General features: G+C 60.9%; 22 protein-coding genes. 7 read left to right on the forward strand and 15 right to left on the reverse strand.

Features of this window, described 5'->3' with window-relative positions; translation table 11 throughout:
- Positions 1 to 11: 11 nt before the first annotated feature.
- From uvrC to CEW89_RS11225, 6 genes are all read right to left on the reverse strand, one after another.
- Entirely contained in the window at positions 12 to 1,868 is a 1,857-nt protein-coding gene (gene uvrC / locus CEW89_RS11205) for an excinuclease ABC subunit UvrC (RefSeq protein ID WP_244906212.1), read from the reverse strand.
- 342 nt (positions 1,869 to 2,210) lie between these two features.
- Positions 2,211 to 2,996, reverse strand: a complete 786-nt coding sequence (locus tag CEW89_RS11210; RefSeq protein ID WP_096805955.1) for an SDR family oxidoreductase — start codon at positions 2,994 to 2,996, stop codon at positions 2,211 to 2,213.
- 9 nt (positions 2,997 to 3,005) lie between these two features.
- On the reverse strand, positions 3,006 to 3,950 hold the full coding sequence (locus tag CEW89_RS11215) for a calcium/sodium antiporter (protein WP_096805956.1): 945 nt from the start codon (positions 3,948 to 3,950) through the stop codon (positions 3,006 to 3,008).
- Complete coding sequence (locus CEW89_RS21040; RefSeq protein WP_198403410.1) at positions 3,950 to 4,117, reverse strand: hypothetical protein; 168 nt, start codon at positions 4,115 to 4,117, stop codon at positions 3,950 to 3,952. The genes CEW89_RS11215 and CEW89_RS21040 overlap by 1 nt, the downstream gene beginning before the upstream one ends.
- A 4-nt stretch (positions 4,118 to 4,121) precedes the next feature.
- Complete coding sequence (locus CEW89_RS11220) at positions 4,122 to 4,916, reverse strand: S49 family peptidase (protein ID WP_066702430.1); 795 nt, start codon at positions 4,914 to 4,916, stop codon at positions 4,122 to 4,124.
- 92 nt (positions 4,917 to 5,008) lie between these two features.
- Positions 5,009 to 6,067 carry a zinc ABC transporter substrate-binding protein gene (locus CEW89_RS11225; RefSeq protein ID WP_066702427.1) on the reverse strand — a complete coding sequence of 353 codons (1,059 nt, stop codon included), beginning with the start codon at positions 6,065 to 6,067 and terminating at the stop codon, positions 5,009 to 5,011.
- A 119-nt stretch (positions 6,068 to 6,186) separates the two neighbouring features.
- Between CEW89_RS11225 and CEW89_RS11230 the strand changes: the two genes are divergently transcribed.
- From CEW89_RS11230 to CEW89_RS11240, 3 genes are read left to right on the forward strand one after another with little or no spacing between them, the layout of a single operon-like run.
- Positions 6,187 to 6,675 carry a Fur family transcriptional regulator gene (locus CEW89_RS11230; protein WP_066702424.1) on the forward strand — a complete coding sequence of 163 codons (489 nt, stop codon included), beginning with the start codon at positions 6,187 to 6,189 and terminating at the stop codon, positions 6,673 to 6,675.
- Complete coding sequence (locus tag CEW89_RS11235; RefSeq protein WP_066702422.1) at positions 6,672 to 7,478, forward strand: metal ABC transporter ATP-binding protein; 807 nt, start codon at positions 6,672 to 6,674, stop codon at positions 7,476 to 7,478. Before CEW89_RS11230 ends, CEW89_RS11235 begins: the two co-directional genes overlap by 4 nt.
- Positions 7,475 to 8,278, forward strand: coding sequence for a metal ABC transporter permease (locus tag CEW89_RS11240; protein WP_096805957.1), 804 nt, complete (start codon positions 7,475 to 7,477; stop codon positions 8,276 to 8,278). Before CEW89_RS11235 ends, CEW89_RS11240 begins: the two co-directional genes overlap by 4 nt.
- Here the strand turns inward: CEW89_RS11240 and CEW89_RS11245 are convergent.
- From CEW89_RS11245 to CEW89_RS11285, 9 genes are all read right to left on the reverse strand, one after another.
- A complete protein-coding gene (locus CEW89_RS11245; protein WP_096805958.1) occupies positions 8,266 to 9,729 on the reverse strand; it encodes a mannitol dehydrogenase family protein in 1,464 nt (487 codons plus the stop codon). The genes CEW89_RS11240 and CEW89_RS11245 overlap by 13 nt on opposite strands.
- 107 nt (positions 9,730 to 9,836) lie before the next feature.
- The gene (locus tag CEW89_RS11250) at positions 9,837 to 10,841 is read right to left on the reverse strand and encodes an ABC transporter ATP-binding protein (RefSeq protein WP_096805959.1); all 1,005 of its coding nucleotides are present in this window, start codon (positions 10,839 to 10,841) and stop codon (positions 9,837 to 9,839) included.
- A 29-nt stretch (positions 10,842 to 10,870) separates the two neighbouring features.
- Positions 10,871 to 11,701 carry a carbohydrate ABC transporter permease gene (locus CEW89_RS11255; protein WP_096805960.1) on the reverse strand — a complete coding sequence of 277 codons (831 nt, stop codon included), beginning with the start codon at positions 11,699 to 11,701 and terminating at the stop codon, positions 10,871 to 10,873.
- 12 nt (positions 11,702 to 11,713) lie between these two features.
- Entirely contained in the window at positions 11,714 to 12,586 is an 873-nt protein-coding gene (locus tag CEW89_RS11260; RefSeq protein ID WP_096805961.1) for a carbohydrate ABC transporter permease, read from the reverse strand.
- Positions 12,587 to 12,657: 71 nt separating this feature from the next.
- Entirely contained in the window at positions 12,658 to 13,968 is a 1,311-nt protein-coding gene (locus CEW89_RS11265) for an ABC transporter substrate-binding protein (RefSeq protein WP_096805962.1), read from the reverse strand.
- 109 nt (positions 13,969 to 14,077) lie between these two features.
- Positions 14,078 to 15,046 carry a sugar-binding transcriptional regulator gene (locus CEW89_RS11270; protein WP_096805963.1) on the reverse strand — a complete coding sequence of 323 codons (969 nt, stop codon included), beginning with the start codon at positions 15,044 to 15,046 and terminating at the stop codon, positions 14,078 to 14,080.
- Positions 15,036 to 15,719, reverse strand: a complete 684-nt coding sequence (locus CEW89_RS11275) for an HAD family hydrolase (protein WP_096805964.1) — start codon at positions 15,717 to 15,719, stop codon at positions 15,036 to 15,038. The genes CEW89_RS11270 and CEW89_RS11275 overlap by 11 nt, the downstream gene beginning before the upstream one ends.
- Before the next feature lie 42 nt (positions 15,720 to 15,761).
- Positions 15,762 to 16,595: a GNAT family N-acetyltransferase gene (locus tag CEW89_RS11280; protein ID WP_096805965.1), complete on the reverse strand. Its 834-nt coding sequence runs from the start codon at positions 16,593 to 16,595 to the stop codon at positions 15,762 to 15,764.
- Positions 16,592 to 17,278 (reverse strand): GntR family transcriptional regulator, encoded by a 687-nt coding sequence (locus CEW89_RS11285; RefSeq protein WP_096805966.1) that lies wholly within the window; start codon positions 17,276 to 17,278, stop codon positions 16,592 to 16,594. The genes CEW89_RS11280 and CEW89_RS11285 overlap by 4 nt, the downstream gene beginning before the upstream one ends.
- A gap of 249 nt (positions 17,279 to 17,527) precedes the next feature.
- On the opposite strand from CEW89_RS11285, the gene CEW89_RS11290 reads away from it, so the two are divergent.
- From CEW89_RS11290 to CEW89_RS11305, 4 genes are all read left to right on the forward strand, one after another.
- Positions 17,528 to 18,502 carry an ABC transporter ATP-binding protein gene (locus CEW89_RS11290; protein WP_096805967.1) on the forward strand — a complete coding sequence of 325 codons (975 nt, stop codon included), beginning with the start codon at positions 17,528 to 17,530 and terminating at the stop codon, positions 18,500 to 18,502.
- A gap of 33 nt (positions 18,503 to 18,535) precedes the next feature.
- Positions 18,536 to 19,801: an ABC transporter substrate-binding protein gene (locus CEW89_RS11295; RefSeq protein WP_096805968.1), complete on the forward strand. Its 1,266-nt coding sequence runs from the start codon at positions 18,536 to 18,538 to the stop codon at positions 19,799 to 19,801.
- Between the two features lie 92 nt (positions 19,802 to 19,893).
- Positions 19,894 to 20,748 carry an ABC transporter permease gene (locus CEW89_RS11300; RefSeq protein WP_066702386.1) on the forward strand — a complete coding sequence of 285 codons (855 nt, stop codon included), beginning with the start codon at positions 19,894 to 19,896 and terminating at the stop codon, positions 20,746 to 20,748.
- Positions 20,749 to 20,751: 3 nt separating this feature from the next.
- The gene (locus CEW89_RS11305; protein WP_096805969.1) at positions 20,752 to 21,588 is read left to right on the forward strand and encodes an ABC transporter permease; all 837 of its coding nucleotides are present in this window, start codon (positions 20,752 to 20,754) and stop codon (positions 21,586 to 21,588) included.
- The last annotated feature ends 1 nt before the right edge of the window (position 21,589 follow it).

The following is a 21,589-nucleotide window of genomic DNA, read 5'->3' on the forward strand; positions in this document are numbered from 1 at the left end:
TCCTTACTCTCTCACCCGTGCTCATGGAAGAAGTCGTAGACGGTCTGGGCCACTTTCTCGGAAATTCCGTCGACGGCCATCAGATCGTCGAGATGCGCGCCCTCCACCGCCTTGGCAGAGCCAAAATGCGCCAGAAGCGCACGTTTGCGGGTGGCGCCGATGCCGGGAATGTCGTCGAGCTTGGTCAAACCCATCGCTTTGGAGCGCTTCGCCCGGTGGGTGCCGATGACGAAGCGGTGGGCCTCGTCGCGCATGCGCTGGATGAAATACAGGACCGGATCGTTGCGCCGAAGCGCCATGACGCGGTGGCCGATGCGGTGGAATTCTTCCTTGCCCTGATCCCGGTCGATGCCCTTGGCGACGCCGATCATCGGAATGTCTGTGACCCCCTCTTTGACCATGATCTCATGCACGGCAGAGACCTGCCCCGCGCCGCCGTCGATCAACAGAAGATCGGGCCAGAGGCCTTTTGAGCGGTCGGGATCGTCTTTGAACAGACGCTTGAAACGACGGGTCAGCACCTCTTTCATCATGCCGAAATCGTCGCCGGGCGTGATGTCATCGCCGCGAATGTCGTATTTGCGGTAGTGGTTCTTCATGAAACCTTCCGGCCCCGCGACGATCATCGCGCCGACGGCATGGGCGCCCTGAATATGGGAGTTGTCGTAGACTTCGACCCGTTGCGGCACGCGCGGCAGATCGAAAGCCTCTTTGAGCCCTTCGAGAAGCTTTTCCTGCGCGGCGCCTTCGGACATTTTACGTCCAAGGCTCTCGCGCGCGTTGCGCAGGGCCGAGGCGACAAGCTCCTGTTTCTCACCGCGCTGCGGGACGAGGATTTCGATCTTCTTGCCCGCTTTTTCCGACAGCGCTTCGGCCATCAGATCCCGCTCTTCGATGTCATGTGACAGGATCAACTGACGCGGCGGATCGCGTTTCTCATAGAACTGGCCAATGAAGCTGGCGAGCACTTCCTCCGCCTCCGCGCCATTGGTTTTCGGGTAGAAATCCTTGTTGCCCCAGTTCTGATGCGCACGGATGAAGAAGACCTGCACACAGGCCTGCCCGCCCTCCATATGAAGCCCGATCACATCGCCCTCGCCCACGGTGCGCGGGTTGATCCCCTGCGCGGTCTGAACCTGTGTCAGGGCGCGGATGCGGTCGCGGAAGGCGGCGGCGCGTTCGAATTCCATCGCGTCGGAGGCCGTTTGCATCTCATGGGCAAGCTTTTCCTGAAGACCGGAGTGACGGCCCTGAAGGAAGCGTTCGGCCTCGTTCACCAGCTCGGCATAGTCCTCTTTCGAGATCTTGCCGACGCAGGGCGCGGTGCACCGTTTGATCTGATACTGAAGACAGGGGCGCGTACGGGACTCGAAATCCGGGTCGGAACAGGTGCGCAGCAGAAAGACCTTCTGCAACTGGTTCAGCGTGCGGTTCACAGCGGAGGCGGAAGCGAAGGGGCCAAAATAGGCGGCCTTGCGCTTGCGCGCACCGCGGTGCTTGGACAACTGCGGGAAATCGCTGTCCTTCGTCAACATGATGTTCGGGAAGCTCTTGTCGTCGCGCAGCAATACGTTGTAGCGCGGCTTGAGCTGTTTGATCAGGTTCTGTTCGAGCAGAAGCGCCTCGGTCTCTGTCCGGGTCGTGAGGAACATCATCTGCGAGGTCTCGGAGATCATCCGGGCGATGCGGGCGGAATGACCCGAGGGGCGGGCATAGTTCGACACACGGTTCTTGAGGTTCTTCGCCTTGCCGACGTAGAGCACGTTATGTTCGGGATCGAGCATGCGATACACGCCGGGCGAACCGTCGAGTTTCCTGACGTAATCGGCGATCACCTCATGGCCGCGCGGCACGTCCTTGTGGGACATGTCGGACGTCTGGTCGGTTTTTTCAGCGCCTGTCGCGTCACTCATCTGCCTGCCTCCGATTCCCCCTCTGGCTGCAATCTTATCGCGCCAAGGGCAAGAGCAAACTCATCCACCGTTTCTGTGGATAACCTTGCTTATAAGTTTTCGTGAACACGGATTTCCCCTTGGATTCATGCGCGTTCACCCGTTTGCACAAAAAATGACCTCGTTTTTAGCGCTTTGATTTCAAAGGATATTTTTCGACACACCCCGCAAACCCTTGATATTATTTACATTTTAGTAACGAAAATGAAACAAATCTGCGAGCCGTGCAAAACTTTTGCCTGGAAAGGCTAACGGGACTTACTCCCGCCCCCGGACATCCGCCGTTTCCCAAGCCAGATGCTGACCGCTGTCGGGACAAATGAGCTGCCCCGTCACCGCAGGAGCGGCGATCAGATAGGCCAGTGCGGCAGTGACGTCGGACGGGGCGACACCACGCGCCAAAAGGGTCGATTTCTGCTGCTCCGCAAAGTCCTCCGGGCTCTGGCGCGCGCCCTGAAGCGTCGGGCCGGGACCGATGCCATTGACGCGCACACGGGGCGCGAGAGCCTGAGCCGCGGTTTGCGTGAGCGTCCAGAGCGCGGATTTGGCGAGCGTGTAGGTCATGAACTGCGGCGTGAGCTTGCGGACCCTCTGGTCGATCATGTTGACCACAAGCGCCTGCGCGTGCGGGCGACCGTCGGGATCGCACACCGGATCGGGAGCCTGCGCGGCGAACTGTTGCGTTAACACGAAGGGCGCCCGCAGGTTGCTCCCGAAATGCCGGTCCCAGCTTTGCCGGGTGGCGGTCTCAACCGTGTCGTCTTCGAAAATCGAGGCGTTGTTGACGAGAAGCGTCAAAGGCCCGCCGAGCGCGTCCACGGCACGCGGCACGAGGGTCTCCACCTGCGCCTCATCGAGCAGATCGGCCTGCAACACGGAGGCCTTGCGCCCCATGGCGCGCAAGGTTTCAACCAGATCGGCGGCCTCGGCACGCGAGCGATGACAATGCACGGCCACGTCAAAGCCCATCTCCCCCAGATACAGGGCCATGGCACGGCCCAGCCGTTTCCCGGCCCCGGTCACAAGCGCCTTGCGCGACATCATAGGTCTTCCTCAGCCCAGAACAGCCAATACATAGAGCACATATAGGACGGAAAGGACGATCCCCCAAACCCGGGTGATGTCGATGCGTTTGAGCACGAACAGGCCGAGCAGGAGGGAAACTCCGAGCATCACCCAGATGTCGAAATCCATAAGGTCCTTGTCGACCGGAAGCTGGCCGACGAGGCTCGATACACCGATGATGCCGAGAAGGTTGAACATGTTGGAACCGATGACATTGCCGAAGGCGACATCGGCCTGTTTCCTGAGCGCGGCCATGACGGTGGTGGCGAGTTCCGGCAGGGAGGTGCCGAGGGCCACGAGGGTCAGGCCGATCACCTCGTCGGACACATTGAAAGCGCGGGCAATATTGGTGGAGGCATCGACGAGAATATCCGCCCCCAGAGGCAGACCGATGAGACCGACGAGCAGGAAACCGACGATCTTGATCCAGGGCATGTCGGGATCGGCGCCCTCGACCTCTTCGGCTGCAACTTCACGCTGGGCAACGCGGTGACAGCGGGCCTTGTAGATCGCATGGCCGATCATCGAGAACAGCGCCATGAGCAAAATCACCCCGGCGATCCAATCGAAACGTCCACGCAGAGCCAGAAGGATGAACAACACGGTCGCACCGATCATCTGGAGGTAAGAGGCGCGGGTGGAATTGTCGATCACATGCAGCGTCGAGATCAGTGCCGGAATCCCCAGCACCAACAACACGTTGGCGGTGTTCGACCCGATGACATTGCCGAGCGCCAGCCCCGGCGCGCCGTCGTAAATCGCCGACACGGACACCAACAACTCCGGCGCGGAGGTGCCGAAGGCCACGACGGTGAGCGAGACGATCAGCGCCGGAATACCCAGTCGCAGGGACAGGTTCACGGCGCCACGCACCAACATGTCGCCCGCAATCAGCAGGATGATCAGACCGGCAACCGCATAAATGAAATCCATCAGGATCTATCCTTTTCACAGGCGCACGGGCCTTTACCAATTCTGTAACGCCCGCATTTCGGACATTTCATATCGTTCAGCTTTTGCTGACCCGGAAAGCGCAGGCGGCCGAAAAGGGCGAGCACCATCATGAAGATCAGAAAGACGCTGATGATCTTGAAAACCATCTGTTCAGAGTCCGAATCTGGCCCAGAGGGCCTGTTCCTCGACCTGCGCGGTGAGACCGGAGGCGAGTTCGGTGCCGAAGCGGCGGAACAGTGGGCGTTTCGGGCCGAAAACCGCAAGTCTGACCTTGTCGCCATAGATCTTCTTCATGGTCGGCACGAGATGTCCGATGCCATCGGCAAGCCCGAGGTCGACGCCTTTCGCCCCGGTCCAAAAGGAGCCGTCGAAGAGTTCCGCCTCTTTCGACAGTCGCTCGGCACGGGATTCGGTGACATGAGCGATGAAGGCCTGATGGATCTCTTCCTGAAGCGACTTGATCCGGGCGACGTCCTCGGGATTTTCCGGACGGAACGGGTCCATCTGGCTCTTGGATTTCCCCGAGGTATAGACCCGCCGTTCGATACCGTATTTGCCAATAAGCTGATCAAAGCCGAAACCGGCGGAGATCACCCCGATGGACCCGACGATGGAGCTTGGATCGACGAAAATCTTGTCGGCGGCACAGGCCAGCCAATAGCCGCCCGAGGCCGCGACATCCTCGACAAACGCATAGACCGGAAGCTCTTTTTCCGCCGCCAGACGCATGATCCGCGCCGCGATCAGCGAGGATTGCACCGGCGAACCGCCCGGCGAATTGATCGACAGCGCGACGGCGGCGGGTTTGCCCTTGCGAAAGGCGCGCTCAATCGCGGGGGCGAGGCTTTGGTCGTTCAAACCGCCCTGACGGGTCATGATCGCGCCGTTCAGGCGGATGACATTGACCTTCGGCGGCGAGGCGAGGAAGGGGATGCTGAGGCTCATGCCTTGGGATGTAAAGTCAGCCCCCCGCACAAACAAGGGCGCGAGGCCTTGCCACGCGCCCTTTTTTTATCGGTCGGTCATTTGAAACCGGATTATTCGCCAGCGCAGGTTTTGAATGCCTCTGCCGCAGCGTCGATCAGATCGCCGTAAAATCCGACACCCGGCGTCAAGTCTACGCCCAGCGGGTCGATCACGGTCGTCTTTGCCTCGGTTCCGTCAAGCACGGTGGCCACGAGACCGGCGTTGAACTGCGGTTCAGAGAAGACGCAGGTGACGCCTTCGGATTTGATCTTGTCCTGAATTTCCTTGACGCGGGCCGGGCTCGGCGCGGTGGCGTCCGAAAGCGAGATGGAGCCGGTCGCCTGAAGACCGAAGCGGTTTTCAAAATACTGGAAGGAGTCGTGGAAGACGATGAAACGCAGATCGGAGAGCGGTGCCAGTTCGGCCTCAACGCGGGCGATCTGTGCGTCCAGCGCGGCCTGACCGGCGGCGGCATTGGCGGCATAGGTGCCGGCGTTTTCCGGGTCGAGTTCCGACAGCTCCTCGGCGATGACACCGAGCCAGAGGCGGGCGTTCATCGGGTCGAGCCAGGCATGGCCGTCGGAGCCGGAAAGATCGGCCTCGTCATGGTCGTGATCATGGACCTCTTCGTGGTCGTGTTCATAATCGTCGTGGTCATGCGCGTCATGTGTCTCTTCGGCGTGATCGTCGTGATCATCGTGGCCCGCCTCGTCATGATCGTGATCATGCTCGTCGTCGCCATGGACGTGGCGCTCAAAAGTCGCGCCTTCGCGCAGCGGCAGGATCGTGCTGCCTTCGGCAAGCGTCAGCGGCACGGAATGGGCGTCTTGCCCCACCTCGTCGATCATCTCATCGAGCCACGGTTCGATGCGCGGACCGGTCCAGAACACGATATCGGCGGCTTGCAGCGCCTTGGCCTCCGACGGGCGCAGGGAATAGCCGTGCGGCGAGCTGCCCTGAGGCATCAACTGGGTCGAGGAGCCGAGATCTCCCATGACCTGGGCCACGAGCGAATCGATCGGCGCCATGTCGGTGACGACATTCGGCACCTCGGCAAAGGCGGCCTGTGCGGCGGCGAAGTGTGCCCCGGCAAGGAGCGTGGCGGAGAGAAGGGAGGGACGAAGGGTCATTCTGGCCTCTGGTACATGTTATGTTATTACGTCTCGGGCTTGATATAACAGAGGTGATAACATATCAAGAGCCTCTGTCGCGAAACCAATCGCGCGACTCGTCATACCGGAGCGATGCCATGGACCCGAACCCGATCGGATTTCAGCACCACGATCACAGCCATTGCGTCGCGGACGCCGTCGCCGCGGCGGACCGGTCCTGTCGCGAGGCGGGGCTGCAACTGACGCCGGTGCGCAAACGGGCGCTGGAAATCCTGCTTGAGGAACACCGCGCGCTCGGGGCTTATGACGTGCTCGCCCGTCTGGCCGAGGACGGGTTCGGCAGCCAGCCGCCGGTGGCTTACCGCGCGCTCGATTTCCTCACGAAACACGGCTTCGTGCACAAGATCGAGAAGCTCAACGCCTTCATCGCCTGTGCCCACCCCGGCGAGTTGCACACGCCCGCCTTCCTGATCTGCACCACCTGTCAGGCAGTGGCGGAGGCCGAGACAGATCCGTCGCACAGCCTGCTGGCAAACATCGCCGAAACCACCGGCTTTCGCATTTCGCGGGCGGTTCTCGAAGCCGAGGGCACCTGCCCCAATTGTCTGGCGAGTGAAAAGCGATGAGCCTCATTGAGATCGACAATGTGACCCTGCATCTCGGCGGGCGTCTGGTACTGGACGACGTGTCGATGACGGTCGAACCGGGCGAGATCGTGACCATCGTGGGACCGAACGGCTCCGGCAAATCGACGCTGATGAAAGTGGTGATCGGTGCCTTGCAGCCGGACAGCGGTGCCGTCATCCGCAAACCCGGACTGCGCATCGGCTACGTGCCGCAAAAGCTGCATATCGACCCGACCCTGCCGCTCACCGTGCGGCGCTTCCTGTCGCTGCCGAAACGGGTGAGCAACGAAGCCGCCCATGCCGCGCTCGACGATGCCGGTGCGGGCCATCTTTGCATGCGGCAGATGACCGACCTGTCGGGCGGGCAGTTCCAGCGCGTGCTGCTGGCCCGTGCGCTTCTGTCCGAGCCGGATCTCCTGATCCTCGACGAGGCGACACAGGGGTTGGACCAGACCGGCTCCGCCGATTTCTACAGCCAGATCGAGCGGCTACGTCAGAACAAGGGCGTTGCGGTGCTGATGGTCAGCCACGAGTTGCATGTGGTGATGTCCACCTCGGATCGGGTGATCTGTCTCAATGGCCATGTCTGTTGCCATGGCGCGCCGGAGCATGTTGCCTCCGCGCCGGAATACCGCGCGCTGTTCGGCACCGGCACGCATGGCGCACTGGCGCTCTACCGGCACGACCACAGCCTTGATCATTGCGATCACGACCATGCGCAGGACCATGCGCATGCGCACACGCATGACCACGGTCAGAACCACAGCCAGAACCAACCGCAGGACAAGGTAACTTCCGCATGAGCCTTCTCGATGACTTTCTGGTCCGGGCGATCCTCGCCGGGATCGGACTTGTGCTGGCCGCAGCTCCCCTCGGCTGTTTTGTCGTCTGGCGGCGGATGGCCTATTTCGGCGATGCCACGGCGCATGCCGCTCTGTTGGGGGTGGCGCTGGCGCTGACGTTCAACGTGTCGATCTTCGCGGGCGTCCTTGTGATTGCTCTGTTGATGGCGTTCACCGTCTCGACCCTCTCGGGGCGCGGCTTTGCCATGGACACAATGCTGGGCGTGATGGCGCATAGCGCACTGGCTTTCGGGCTTGTCGCGGTCAGTTTCGTGCCCAATGTGCGCGTCGATCTCAACGCCTATCTGTTCGGCGACATTCTCGCCGTCGGGCGCAGCGATCTTGCGGTGATCTGGGGCGGCGCGGTGCTGGTCTCCGTTCTGCTGTACTGGCGCTGGTCGGCACTTTTGACCACGACGCTCAACCCCGATCTCGCCATGGCCTCGGGACTTTCGCCCCGGCGCGAACAGTTGATCCTGTCGCTGGCGCTGGCGATGGTCGTCGCGGTGGCGATCAAGGTGGTCGGCACGCTGCTGATTGCCGCGATGCTGTTGATTCCAGCGGCGAGTGCGCGGCCGTTTTCCCGCACGCCGGAGCGGATGGCGCTGATCGCCACGCTCATTGGTATGCTGGCGGTGTTGGGCGGCATTCAGGGCGCGTTCACCTTTGACACGCCGACCGGCCCGACCATCGTGACGGTTGCCGCACTGATCTTCGTGCTGGCCAATCTGGTGCGACTGCTGCGCTCTCAGGTCAAATAAGACCTGAGCGCCGCCTCGACACCCTCGCGACAGATCGTCGTCAGCCAGCGCTCGAAGGCCGCCGCGAACCGCACATCTTCGCCCAGATCGCCATAGATATGGCGCATGGACAGCCAGACCTTCGGCTCGTCTTTGGCCTGTGCGGCCAGAGCCCTCAGATCGGACCAGAACGGATCGTTGGGCGCAATCTCGGACCCGTCTTCGCGTGTTCCAAGGCAATAACGCGCCCAAAGCGCAGAGGTCAGCGCAAGCCCCTCCGGCGCGATCCCGCGCGCAAGACAGGCACGGATCGACGGCACGATGAACCCCGGCTGACGCGAGGAACCGTCAAAGGCGACGCGCCGTGTGGTATCGACGATCTTCGGATTGGAGAACCGCTTTTTGATCAGCGCGACATAGGTCTGCGGCGTGAACTCGGGCACAGGCGCGACATGGGGCATAATCTCTTCGCGCTCGACTTTTTCGAACAACTGGCCGATCAGAGGATGCTCCATACAGCCGGAAATCGTCACCACGGAGAGCAACTCCCCGACCGGGGCGATCACCTGATGCCCACCGTTGAGGATGCGAATTTTCATCGTCTCGTAAGAGTGCACATCCTTGGAAAACACCGCCCCCGCCTTGTCCCAGTCGGGACGACCTGCGCAGAACGCATCCTCGATCACCCATTGCCGAAAATTCTCATGCGTGACGGGCACAGCATCCTCGATGCCAAAGCTCTTCGCCAGTTCCAGCTCCTGCGGCCCCGTGGCCGGCACGATGCAATCGACCATGGCGTTGGGAAAACTACACTTGGCATTGATCCAATCCGCCAGATCGGGATCGGAAAGCCGCGCAAGCGACACAACGGTCTGGCGCAGCACCGCGCCATTGCCTTGCAAGTTGTCGCAAGACTGCCCCGTGAAAGGCCCCACCCCGCGATCCCGGCGCAGCTTCAACGCCGCGACCATGGCGCCAAAGGCCGTGCGCGGGCGCCAGGGGTTTTCGGCGTCATGGACAATATCCGGGTGCGTGGCGTCAAACCCTTTGGTCGCCGGGTCGATATAGTAGCCGCCCTCCGTGACGGTGAGCGCGACGATGCGAATGTCGGGCTGCGCCATGCGTTCGATCAGCGCGCCGTTGCCGTCTTCGACCGGAACATAGTCGATCATCGCGCCCACGACCTCCGCCGAAGACCCCGCGGGGTCCAGCTCGATCAGTGTGGTCAGATAATCCTGCGCCACAAATTTCTGACGCATCTCCTCATCATAGGGCCGCACACCCGCGCCGACGATGGCCCAATCCTGCGCCAATCCCATCTGCATCAACCGGTGCAGATACCAGGATTGATGCGCGCGGTGGAAATTGCCGAGACCGATATGAACGATGCCGGGCGTGAGCACGCTCCGGTCATACTCCGGGCGCTTGATCGTTTCGGGTAAGTCCCTGAGGGTTATGTTGGATAGTTTCATGATATGCCTCACCTCAGCTCATCCATTGCCCACCGTCGACGTTATCGGTCTGGTCTGCGATGTAATCGGCCTCACCGTTATGAGTGCCGTTTCCCCCGCAAGCCGTGTCATGCGATCCGCAGCCCCTCGGCGTCGAAACGATGAAGATTGGCCTCATTCGGCGTCAGCCAAACGGTGTCGCCATAGGACAGAGACACCTCGCCAGAGGCGCGCACTGTCAGAGGCGCCTCAAAACCGTTGACCGTGACGTGAAAGAAGGTGTCGGAGCCCAGATGTTCGGACACGCCAATCTCACCCTTCCACGCGCCGCCTTCGGTCGAAATCACAAGGTGTTCGGGACGGATGCCGATGGTGGTCGCGCCATGTTTGGCCGCCTCTGCCCCGGTGATCAGGTTCATTTTTGGCGAACCGATGAAGCCCGCGACGAAGACATTTCGGGGGCGATTATAGAGTTCAAGCGGAGAGCCGACCTGTTCGATATTGCCGGCACGCAGGACGACGATCTTGTCGGCCATGGTCATGGCTTCGACCTGATCGTGGGTGACGTAGACCATCGTGGTGGCGAGGCGTTTGTGCAGCTCGGAGATTTCCAATCGCATCCCCACCCGCAGCGCGGCGTCGAGGTTGGAAAGCGGTTCATCGAACAGAAACGCCGCCGGTTCACGCACGATGGCGCGGCCGATGGCGACGCGCTGACGCTGACCGCCCGAGAGTTGTCCCGGCTTGCGATCGAGGTAATCGGTGAGGTTGAGCGCCTTGGCCGCTCCCTCGATCCGGCGCTCCTGCTCGTCTTGCGGCAGACCCGCCATTTTCATCGGAAAAGCGATGTTCTTGCGCACGGACATATGGGGATAGAGCGCGTAAGACTGGAACACCATCGCCAGACCGCGTTTCGCGGGCGGCAGGTTGGTGGCGTCTTCGCGGTCGATGCGGATCTGACCGCCAGAGACATCTTCGAGCCCTGCGATCAGGCGCAACAATGTGGATTTCCCGCAGCCCGACGGGCCGACGAAGACCACGAATTCACCATCCTCGATGGTTAGGTCCAGGGGCGGAATGACTTCGATGTCGCCGAAGGCCTTGCGCACTTTATCAAGTGTGATGCGTCCCATGTCGAAGGTCCTTTTCTTATTTCACAGCATTATTTAACTGCGCCGAAGGTCAGGCCCCGGACGAGTTGTTTCTGGCTGAACCAGCCCATGATCAGGATCGGCGCGATGGCCATGGTGGAAGCGGCGGACAGTTTTGCGTAGAACAGGCCCTCGGGGCTTGAATAGCTGGCGATGAAGGCCGTCAGGGGAGCGGCTTTTGCAGCCGTCAGGTTGAGGGTCCAAAAGGCCTCATTCCACGCGAGAATGATGTTCAACAACACCGTCGAAGCCATGCCAGGGATCGCCATCGGCGTCAGCACATGGATGATTTCAGAGCGCAAACTGGCGCCATCCATCCGCGCGGCTTCGAGGATTTCACCGGGGATTTCCTTGAAATAGGTGTAAAGCATCCAGACGATGATCGGCAGGTTGATGAGCGTCAGAACGATCACCAGACCGATGCGCGTGTCCAAAAGACCAAGATCGCGGAACAACAGGTAGATCGGGACCAACACACCGACAGGCGGCAGCATCTTGGTCGAGAGCATCCACATCAAAACATCTTTAGTACGTTTGGCGGGGACGAAGGCCATCGACCATGCGGCGGGCACCGCGATGATCAGACCCAAAAGCGTCGAGCCGCCGGAGATGATCACCGAGTTCATGAAGTGCCGGAAATAATTCGAGCGCTCCTGCACCGTGGCGTAATTGTCCAGCGTCCAATGGAAATTGAACCAGACGGGCGGGTCGGCAATGGCGGCGGCCTCGGTCTTGAATGAGGTCAGTATGGTCCAGAGGATCGGGAAAAAGATCGCGATGCCGATGGCCCATGCGAAGACGGTGGTGATGAGTTTGCGCCGGGTCGAAACGGAACGTGCCATGAGTTCGTCTCCTTACGCGTCGAGGTTCTTGCCGATCATCCGCATCAGGAAGATCGCAACGATATTGGCGAGGATGATGGCGACGACGCCACCGGCGGAGCCACCGCCCACATCGAATTGCAGCAGAGATTGCATGTAGATGAGGTAGGTGAGGTTCGTGGACGCCGTGCCCGGACCGCCATTGGTGGTCACAAGGATCTCGGCAAAAACAGACAAGAGGAAAATCGTCTGGATCAGGATCACCACGGTGATCGCGCGGGCCAGATGCGGCAGCATGATGTACCAGAACCGCTTGATCCACGGCGCGCCGTCCATCTCTGCGGCCTCGAGTTGCTCCTGATCGAGCGACTGCAAAGCGGTCAGCAGGATCAGCGTCGCGAAGGGCAGCCATTGCCAGCTTACAATGCCGATGATCGAGGCCAGAGGCGCCGAGGACAGAAAGTCAAAGGGCTGCAATCCAAGCGCCTTGGCGGCATGGGCAAAGAGACCGTTCACCGGGTTCATGAACATGTTCTTCCACACCAGCGCCGAGACGGTCGGCATGACAAAGAACGGCGCGATGACCAGAATGTGCACGATGCCTTGACCGAAAAACGGCTGATCGAGCAAAAGCGCCAAAAGGATACCGCCGATCACGGTGACCACCAGAACACCGACCACCAGCGCGATCGTGTTCCAGAGCGCGGCGAAGAAGGCCGGATCACTTAGGAAAAACCTGTAATTCGTAAGCCCGGTGAATTCCTCCATCCCCGGCATCAACAGGTTGTAGCGCAGGAAAGAGAAATAGAGCGTCATCGACAGCGGGATCAGCATCCAGCCCAAGAGCAAAAGAACAGCGGGCGAGATCATGAGCCGCGCGCTCATGCGGGAATGTTTCGTGGCCATGTGATGTGCCTCGGCGATCAGAGGGAAAAATGCGGGCCGGGAACTGGGAACCGGCCCGCGAGGAGGACGGCTTATTTGATGTATCCGGCCTTCATCATCTCACGCTCGGTGAGTTTCTGGGCGTTGTCCAAAGCCTGTTCGGCGCTCATCTGACCGGCCAGAGCCGCAGAGAATTGCTGGCCGACAGCGGTGCCAATGCCCTGAAATTCCGGGATCGCGACGAATTGCACGCCCACATAAGGCACCTCATCCACGGTCGGATGTTTCGGGTCCGCCGAGAGGATGGATTCGAGCGTCATCTTGGCGAACGGCACGGCCTGATACTCCGGGTTTTCATAAAGCGACTGACGCGTGCCCGGCGGCACATTGGCCCAGCCTTCTTTCGAGGCGACGAGCGCGGTGTAGTCTTTCGAGGTGGCCCATTCGACAAAGGCTTTCGCGGCATCGACTTTCTGCGTGCCCGCCGGAATGCCGAGGTTCCACGCCCAAAGCCAGTTGCCACGCGGGCCAAGACCATTGTCCGGCGCCTGCGCGAAGCCGACGCTGTCGGCCACCTGGCTGTCGTTCGGATTGGTCACGAAAGAGGCCGCGACGGTGGCGTCGATCCACATGCCGCATTTACCGGTCTGGAACAGTGCAAGGTTCTCGTTGAACCCGTTGCCCGACGCGCCCGGAGGACCGTAGTTGGTCATCAGCTCAAGATAGTCGTTGAGCGTGTTGGCCCAGGCCTCGGTGTTGAACTGCGGCTGCCAGTCCATATCGAACCAGCGCGCACCGTAGGAGTTGGCCATCGCCGAGAGGAACGCCATGTTCTCGCCCCAGCCCGCCTTGCCGCGCAGGCAGATGCCGTAGACTTCGTTGTCCTTGTCGGTCATCGCAGCGGCGGCTTCTTTGATGAAAGCCCAGGTCGGGGCGTCGGGCATCTCAAGACCAGCCTTTTCCATCAGGTCGGTGCGATACATCACCATCGAGCTTTCGCCATAGAACGGGGCCGCGTAAAGCTCGCCATCGACGGTCAACCCGTCGCGGATCGCAGGCAACAGATCGTCGACATCATAGCTTTCCGGCAGATCGTTCAGCGACACAAGCCAGCCACGTTCGCCCCAGATCGGCACCTCATAGGTCCCGATGGTCATCACGTCGAACTGCCCGCCTTTGGTGGCCACATCCTGCGTCACCCGTTGGCGCAACACGTTCTCCTCCAACGTGACCCACTCCACCTCAATGTCGGGATGTTTGGCATAAAAATCGTCCATCAGACCCTGCATGCGGATCATGTCGCCGTTGTTGACGGTGGCAACCGTGATGGTCTCGGAAGTGGCCCCTGTCGCCAATGCAGCAAGAGCACACGCCCCCATGAGGGCGCGGAAAGTCGTGTTCATGATATCCTCCCATTAGATTTGAGCATTTGCCCACATCATGAACTAATGCTCATATATGTGCGTGGGTCTGTCAAGGTGCTTTCCACCCACACGATTTTGCCGAAGAATATTACTTGGAAATCAATTCTCTGGCCGTTTCCTCATCGGTGAACAGCCCGGCCAGGAGCCTCCCCTGAAGCGCCGCGCGCAGGGCGGGAACCTTGCTTGCCCCCGCACCGACGCAATAGACCGGCATGCGGCCCTCGGGCACCTGCACCCCAACCATGCGGTGGTTCACCGGGTGGTCGAGATAGCGCCCGTCGCGGTCGAAAATATGTCCGCAGATCTCCCCCACCCCACCGGCGGTGCGCAGATCGGTGAGCTCTCCGGCGGTCAGGAAGCCGTCGACGTAGAGCGGTGCGTCATCCCCGAGTTGGCCGATGCCGACAATGGCGAGATCGGCGGATTTCGCCAGCGCCCGCGAGGCCTTCACATGTGGCAGGGACCGATAGAGCGCCAGCTCCACATCGTCGCGCGCCGAGACCGGAGCGGACATCGGATAATGCCGCGCGCGGGTCTTTTCGGCGAAGCGCATGATCACCTCGTAAAACGAGGCGGAACCGTCCGGGGCGACATTGCCGATCAGGGAGACCAGCTTGTGATGCGCGCCCTCGACCGTGCGCAGATGCTCGACCACGGTCTTGAGCGTCCGCCCGGTGCCAAGCGCAAAGACCTTGGGCCCCTCCGCCTCGAAGATCCGTTCAAGCTCCGGCGCGACGAAAGGCGCAAGGCCCAGAAGCGGGTCGCTCCCCGCGGCAAGCGCCGGAGAGACGCGGGCCTGCTCCAGCTCGAACCGTGCCTTCAGCGCGCGTTCGAGATCGAGACAGGCCGCGATCGGATGTTCGATGCGCACCCGGATCAACCCCTCCGCCGAAGCCCGCGCCACGAGGCGCTGTGCGCGTTGACGCGAGATGCCGAGTTGTTGCGCGATCTGGTCCTGGGTCAGGCCGCCGACAAAGGACAACCATGCCGCCCGAGCCGCCATGTCACGGGGGGACACTTCGCTCTCCTCGGACAGACCTTGTGGCTTAAGCTGCATGCTTGGGATCCTTGTTCAGAAGCTGCGGGGCAGCATGGAAGAATTCCCCGAAACTTGCAAACACGCGATGCGGGGTGGCCTCGGCAGGCAGGGCGAGATCGAGCCCGGCGAGATGGCTCCCGCCGGTGAAGCGCCAGACGGTCATGCCCGCGGCGAGCCCGGCCTGCACCCCGGCGAGCGAATCCTCGATCACGAGGCAACGGCTTGGTTCGACAGAGAATTTCTCCGCCACACGGAGAAAGAGATCGGGCGCCGGTTTGCCATGAACCACCTCGGAAGCGGTGGTCGCACAGCCCTCGAACAGGTCGTTCAGCCCCGCGATTTCAAGGGATTCGCGCAGGCGCGGCGGACTCGAACTGGTGGCCAGCGCATAGGGCACGGCAAGCCTTTCGACAACCTCGCGCACACCGGGGACCGGCACGAGGGCGGCCCGGAACCCGTCGATCAGCCGGGCGCGATACCCGGTTTCGAAGCCGTCGGGGAGGGCAACCTGGAAGGCGTCGCGGATGGTCCTGAGCACGGTCGGATAGCTGCGGCCCAGAAAATGCTCCGCGACATAGGCCGTGTCGATCTCGACACCATATGCGGCCAGTTCCGCGATCAACATGCGGGCGGAAATCACCTCGCTGTCGATCAGGACCCCGTCGCAATCGAAAATCACCAGATCGAACATCGCCGCCTCCCCTTCGGGCCGACTATGCCAGAGCGGTCTGGATCATCCAAGTTCCAGAGTGGCGACGCCGAACAGGGTTTCGGGATGGCCCGGCGCGGGCGGCTCTCCGCGATACATGCGCGCGGTCTCGAAAGTGATCTGCCAATCGCTCTCGACCAGCGTGTTGCGAAAGCCGGACTGCATCTCCGGTACATCAAGGATGGCCGTGCCCTGACCGAGCGCGGCACAGGCGGCGGCGATCAGGCGCAGGGCACTGTCCTCATCGGGAGCAACGAGCGGGCCGATCTTGCACCCTTCCCGACACAGCCGCGCGGTGGCGAAACCGAGCGGGCCGTCGTGGCCATCGAGCACCATAGTGCGACGGGTTTCGGTATCGCCGAACCAGCCGGAGAGAAACCGCGGGCGCAGAAAACCGTTGGCCAGAAGGTCGAGCCCGCCGAGATCGGCAAGGTCCGTATGGGAGACGGGGCGGATATTGGCATCCCCCTGCGCCGTCACAGCGCCTTCAAACCGCGCCGTCGCGCCGGTTTTGACGAACCCCGAGCGGGCGTAATTGTCCTGTTGCGCGGCGACGCCATCGAGACCGACGGTGCGGTCGCCCGCGTGGTCGAGCGCGTGCTGCCAGAGTTTCAGTCCGATGCCCCGCCCGCGATATTTCGGGCGACAGATGAAGAGCCCAAGGAAAGCAAACCCCGGACAATGATTGACCACGGAGATCGCGGCGGCGAGGCCGCTTTTCTTTTCGGCGACGAAAAACCCGTTCTGGTCGGCATTGGCGAAAGGGTCCGCGTCGTCAAGCCCGGGGTTCCAGCCCTCTTCCGCCGCCCAGTCGAGCAGGGTGGCGACTTCTGCGGGGCTGGCGGTGCGCAGGATCAAATCAACGCCTCCTTGAGGGATTTCGGCACCGAGGGCTGATCGCGCAGATCGAGCGAGGTCAGAAGGTCGAGCAGGTGGTGTTTCATCATTTCCTCAGCCGCCGCGCCATCATGACGGGCGAGCGCCTTGATCAGTGCGTCATGGGCATGGCTTTCACAAAGTGCTGTGCGCCGCTGCCAATAGAGCGCGATGATCAGCGAGGAGCGGGAGACGAGCTGGGCAATGAAATCGGCAACCGTGGTCTGATCGGCAATGCGGGCGATCTCGACATGGAATTTGCCGGAAAGATGCAGCGCACGGCCCGTGTCGCCCGCGTGCAGCGCCGCGTGTTCCTCGTCGATGTGCCGTTGCAGAATTTCGATGTCTTCGGGCGTGGCGCGTTCGGCGGCGGAGCGGGCGGTGCGCGGCTCCAGCAAGGCGCGGGCCTCGAACACCTCGCGCGCCTCCTTGACGGAAGGCTGTGCGACAAACGCGCCGCGGTTGCGTTTCAATTCGACGAGATGGTCATGGGCGAGCTGTTGCAGCGCCGCGCGCACCACGGTGCGGCTGACACCGTAGATCTCGCCGACCTCGTCCTCGCTGAGCTTCATGCCGGGGGAGAGCCGGTGTTCGTGGATCGCCATGGCGAGACTTTCCGCAACCCGCGCGCTTCCGCTTTCTTTCTGCTCAACCGGCTCCACCATGACATCGTCCTTCGTCTTCTGATCGGTCTACTTTCCGCCCCGGGCACTGATTCTCAAGTCCGGGGGTGGAAAAATATCGTCCACATTATTGTATACAATAATAGCGCATAATTAATGCACTCTTATGTACGACGCGCCCAATCGACAGGCATTTCGCGTTCCGCAGGGTCAGGAGGACGAAAAAATCTTCGGGCTTGCAGGAAACCGGCTCAGCGTCGGCACATCGAAACGCAGACAAGGCGGACAGACATGCGCTCTGGACAAGATCTCGAACTCGTACATCTGACCAAACGCTATGGCGACACGGTCGCCGTGAGGGATGTGAATTACGTGTTTCACAACGGCACCTATGTGTGCCTGCTGGGGCCGTCCGGCTGTGGCAAGTCGACGACATTGCGGATGATCGCAGGGCATGAAAGCGTCTCCGACGGCTCGATCGTGCTCGACGGGCTGGACATTGCCCATCTGCCCCCCGCGAAACGCGGTACGGCGATGATGTTCCAGTCTTACGCATTGTTCCCGCATCTCTCGGTGCGCGACAACGTGGCGTTTTCGCTTCGGATGAAGGGCGTCGACAAGGCGAGCCGCCATAAGGCCGCCGACGAAATGCTGGAGCTGGTGCATATGACGAGCTTTGCCCAGCGCCTTCCCGCGCAATTGTCCGGCGGTCAGCAACAGCGCGTGGCGCTGGCGCGCGCTTTGGTGACGAAACCGCGCGTGTTGCTGCTCGACGAGCCTCTGTCGGCGCTCGATCCCTTTCTGCGGATCAAGGTGCGTGCCGAGTTGAAACGGTTGCAACGCGAACTTGGCATCACCTTCATCCACGTCACCCACGGGCAGGACGAAGCACTGGCGCTCGCCGACGAGATCGTCGTGATGAACAATGCGGTGATCGAACAGGCAGGGGCTGCGCGCGATGTCTGGACCGCACCGAAGACCGAATTCGTGGCGCGATTCATGGGCGGGCATAATGTCATTTCGCTGGATGGGGCCAAGGTGGCGCTTCGGGCCGATGAGGTCGTTCTGGGCGATCACGGCCTGTCGGCCACGGTGACCTCCGTCGAATATCAGGGCGCGCATGTGGCGATGACCTCGATGACCGAAGCGGGCGAAGAGGTTCTGGCGCTCGTGCCCGAGGGCACCTTCTATGCGAATCCGAAAAATCCGGGCGATGCGGTCAGCCTCGCCTGGGACGAGGGGCGGGCCCACCGCCTCCAGGCTTAACTCTACGATCCATCCAACAAGGGAAGACTTCACATGTCTAAAATGCGTTACTCGCGCCGCGCGGTGCTCAAGGGCGGTGCCGCCGCCGTCGCTGCCTCGGCCCTTCCGGCGCCCATGGTCTGGGCTCAGGAGATCAAGGACATCACGCTGCGCCAGTTCGGCACCGGCGTGTCGAACCTCAACGATGTGGCCAACAAGGTGAAAGAAGACCTTGGCTTCACGCTTGAGATGACCGCGCTCGACTCTGACTCGGTGACCCAGCGCGCCGCCACTCAGCCCGACAGCTTCGACATCGCTGACATCGAATATTGGATCTGTAAAAAGGTTTGGCCGACCGGCAACCTTCAGGCGATGGATGTGTCGAAGATCGCGAATTACGACAAGATCGTCGGCATTTTCAAAGACGGCAAACTGACCCCTGAAAGCGTGATCGCACAGGGCACCGCGCCGCACACCGTCGGCTTTGTCGAGGGCGAAGGATCAAAGACCTTTGCCAAAGAACAGACCAACTGGATGACTCTCATCCCGACGATCTACAACGCCGACACGCTGGGCATCCGCCCGGACCTGATCGGGCGTCCGATCGAGAGCTGGACCGAACTCCTGAACCCGGAGTTCAAAGGCAAGGCCTCGATCCTCGACATTTCCTCCATCGGCATCATGGATATGGCGATGGTCTGCGAAGCCATGGGTGAAATCCAGTATGGCGACAAGGGCAACATGACCCGCGAAGAGATCGACAAGACCATGGCGATCTTTACCGAGGCGAAAAAGAACGGCCAATTCCGCGCCTTCTGGAAAACCTTCGATGAGAGCGTCAACCTGATGGCCTCGGGCGAGGTGGTGATCCAGTCGATGTGGTCGCCGGCGATCACCGCTGTGAAATCGCGCGGCATCGAATGCGTCTACCAGCCGCTGAAAGAGGGCTATCGGAGCTGGGGCGGCGGTATCGGTCTGTCCGCGAATCTGTCCGGCATGGCTCTGGATGCGGCCTATGAATACATCAACTGGTATCTCTCCGGCTGGGTCGGTGGTTATCTGATGCGCCAAGGCTATTACTCCGCCGTGCCGGAAACCTCGAAAGACTTCATGACCGAGAACGAATGGGGCTACTGGTTCGAAGGCAAGCCCGCGACCGATGTCATCACCTCGCCCACTGGCGATGTTCTGGCGCAGGCGGGCGAGACGCGCGATGGCGGGGCCTTCTATGATCGCATGGGGCATGTGGCCTGCTGGAACTCCGTCATGGACGAGAACCAGTACATGGTTCGCAAATGGAACGAGTTCATCGCGTCCTAAGCCAAAGAGAGGGCGCTGCCCCCTCCACCGTGCAGGCGTAACGCCTGCACGTCTCCTCCCCCGGGATATTTTGAGACGAAAGAAACCAAGCGATGCTCAAAAACCGTCATATCCAGGGCTGGCTTCAGGCCTCGCCCCTGACCCTGATCCTGATCGGATTTCTGATCCTGCCGATCATCACCATCGTCGTGGTGAGCTTCTGGCAGGCCACCGAGTTTTCGATCATCCCGGGGTTTTCCTTTGAGAATTACGAATTTCTGTTCGGCTCTCCGGTGACCTACAAAGTCTTCTTCGCGACGTTCAAATACGCCGCGATCACATGGGCGATGACGCTCGCGATCGGGTTTACGGTCGCCTATTATCTCGCCTTTCACATCCAGAACCAGACGACACAGATCGCGCTGTTTCTCCTTTGCACCATCCCGTTCTGGACCTCGAACATCATTCGGATGATTTCGTGGATTCCGTTCCTCGGGCGCAACGGCATCGCCAACTCGATGCTGCAAAGCTGGGGCATCACGGATCAGCCATTGGAGTGGCTCTTGTATTCCGATTTCTCGGTGATCCTGGCCTTTGTGCATCTTTACACGCTCTTCATGGTGGTGCCGATCTTCAACACGATGACGCGGATTGATCATTCCCTGATCGAAGCGGCGCGCGACAATGGCGCCAGCGGATTTCAGACCCTAACCCACGTGATTTTGCCGCTCACGAAGCCGGGGATCATGATCGGGACCATTTTTGTCCTGACGCTTGTGATGGGCGATTTCATCACCGTGCGGTTCATGTCCGGGTCGCAAAAGGCCAACGTCGGACGGCTGATTTCGAACGACATCGCGCTGTTGCAATACCCGTCCGCCGCCGCCACCGCCGTGATCCTTTTGATCACCGTCCTGATCGTGATCGGCATCCTGTTGCGCTTCGTCGATATTCGGAAGGAACTCTGAGCCATGGAAAAGAAATCGAAATCCTTCTACGTGCTGACCGCCTTCTTCGCGCTGTTCATCCTGTTCCTGTACGGCCCCACCCTGACCATCGGCATTCTGTCGTTCCAAGGCCCCGGCGGAGGTCTGACCTTCCCGATGCAGGGCACTTCGCTCAACTGGTTCCGCGAGTTGTTTCAGGAACAGGCCGTAGGTGACATCTGGGGCAGTTTCCGCCGCTCCTTCGCGCTCGGCCTGATGGTCATGGTGACGACCGTCGTGGTCTCCGTCATGGGCGGCTTTGCCTTCCGCAAACGCTTCTATGGTTCCGGCATATTGTTCTATCTGATCATCGCCTCGCTGGTGATCCCCTCGATCCTGATCTCTTTGGGCGTCGGCCTCATCTTCAACCAGTTAGGGTTGAAAATTCACTGGGCCACCTCGGGGTTCGGGTCGCAGCTCACCTGGACCCTGCCCTTTGGCCTGTTGATCATGTTCGCCGTGTTCAACCGCTTTGACAAATCCTTCGAGGAAGCCGCCCGCGACCAAGGTGCCTCCCCTTGGCAAACCGTGCGCTATGTGGTTCTTCCGATCATCACGCCCTCGCTGATCGGGGTGGGACTGTTTGGCTTTACGCTCTCTTATGATGAGTTCGCGCGCACGCTGTTGACCGCCGGGTCCTACAACACCCTGCCTCTGGAGATTTTCGGCATGACGACCAATGTGACCACGCCGGTGATCTATGCGCTCGGCACAATGACGACGCTGTTTTCCCTGCTGATCATCGGGGCGTTTCTCTTGACCGTCTGGGTCCTTGGCAAACGCCGGGCGCGGTTCGGGTCGGACGCGGGACAAGGGGTCTGAG

It is taken from the genome of Celeribacter ethanolicus (assembly GCF_002407265.1).
Lineage (GTDB): Bacteria > Pseudomonadota > Alphaproteobacteria > Rhodobacterales > Rhodobacteraceae > Celeribacter > Celeribacter ethanolicus.

Excerpts from the sequence above, each read along its gene's own strand:
- uvrC (WP_244906212.1), bottom strand. The coding sequence starts at position 1,868 with ATGTCCCACAAGGACGTGCCGCGCGGCCATGAGGTGATCGCCGATTAC.
- CEW89_RS11210 (WP_096805955.1), bottom strand. The coding sequence starts at position 2,996 with ATGATGTCGCGCAAGGCGCTTGTGACCGGGGCCGGGAAACGGCTGGGC.
- CEW89_RS11215 (WP_096805956.1), bottom strand. The coding sequence starts at position 3,950 with ATGGATTTCATTTATGCGGTTGCCGGTCTGATCATCCTGCTGATTGCG.
- CEW89_RS21040 (WP_198403410.1), bottom strand. The coding sequence starts at position 4,117 with ATGGTTTTCAAGATCATCAGCGTCTTTCTGATCTTCATGATGGTGCTC.
- CEW89_RS11220 (WP_066702430.1), bottom strand. The coding sequence starts at position 4,916 with ATGAGCCTCAGCATCCCCTTCCTCGCCTCGCCGCCGAAGGTCAATGTC.
- CEW89_RS11225 (WP_066702427.1), bottom strand. The coding sequence starts at position 6,067 with ATGACCCTTCGTCCCTCCCTTCTCTCCGCCACGCTCCTTGCCGGGGCA.
- CEW89_RS11230 (WP_066702424.1), top strand. The coding sequence starts at position 6,187 with ATGGACCCGAACCCGATCGGATTTCAGCACCACGATCACAGCCATTGC.
- CEW89_RS11235 (WP_066702422.1), top strand. The coding sequence starts at position 6,672 with ATGAGCCTCATTGAGATCGACAATGTGACCCTGCATCTCGGCGGGCGT.
- CEW89_RS11240 (WP_096805957.1), top strand. The coding sequence starts at position 7,475 with ATGAGCCTTCTCGATGACTTTCTGGTCCGGGCGATCCTCGCCGGGATC.
- CEW89_RS11245 (WP_096805958.1), bottom strand. The coding sequence starts at position 9,729 with ATGAAACTATCCAACATAACCCTCAGGGACTTACCCGAAACGATCAAG.
- CEW89_RS11250 (WP_096805959.1), bottom strand. The coding sequence starts at position 10,841 with ATGGGACGCATCACACTTGATAAAGTGCGCAAGGCCTTCGGCGACATC.
- CEW89_RS11255 (WP_096805960.1), bottom strand. The coding sequence starts at position 11,701 with ATGGCACGTTCCGTTTCGACCCGGCGCAAACTCATCACCACCGTCTTC.
- CEW89_RS11260 (WP_096805961.1), bottom strand. The coding sequence starts at position 12,586 with ATGGCCACGAAACATTCCCGCATGAGCGCGCGGCTCATGATCTCGCCC.
- CEW89_RS11265 (WP_096805962.1), bottom strand. The coding sequence starts at position 13,968 with ATGAACACGACTTTCCGCGCCCTCATGGGGGCGTGTGCTCTTGCTGCA.
- CEW89_RS11270 (WP_096805963.1), bottom strand. The coding sequence starts at position 15,046 with ATGCAGCTTAAGCCACAAGGTCTGTCCGAGGAGAGCGAAGTGTCCCCC.
- CEW89_RS11275 (WP_096805964.1), bottom strand. The coding sequence starts at position 15,719 with ATGTTCGATCTGGTGATTTTCGATTGCGACGGGGTCCTGATCGACAGC.
- CEW89_RS11285 (WP_096805966.1), bottom strand. The coding sequence starts at position 17,278 with ATGGTGGAGCCGGTTGAGCAGAAAGAAAGCGGAAGCGCGCGGGTTGCG.
- CEW89_RS11290 (WP_096805967.1), top strand. The coding sequence starts at position 17,528 with ATGCGCTCTGGACAAGATCTCGAACTCGTACATCTGACCAAACGCTAT.
- CEW89_RS11295 (WP_096805968.1), top strand. The coding sequence starts at position 18,536 with ATGTCTAAAATGCGTTACTCGCGCCGCGCGGTGCTCAAGGGCGGTGCC.
- CEW89_RS11300 (WP_066702386.1), top strand. The coding sequence starts at position 19,894 with ATGCTCAAAAACCGTCATATCCAGGGCTGGCTTCAGGCCTCGCCCCTG.
- CEW89_RS11305 (WP_096805969.1), top strand. The coding sequence starts at position 20,752 with ATGGAAAAGAAATCGAAATCCTTCTACGTGCTGACCGCCTTCTTCGCG.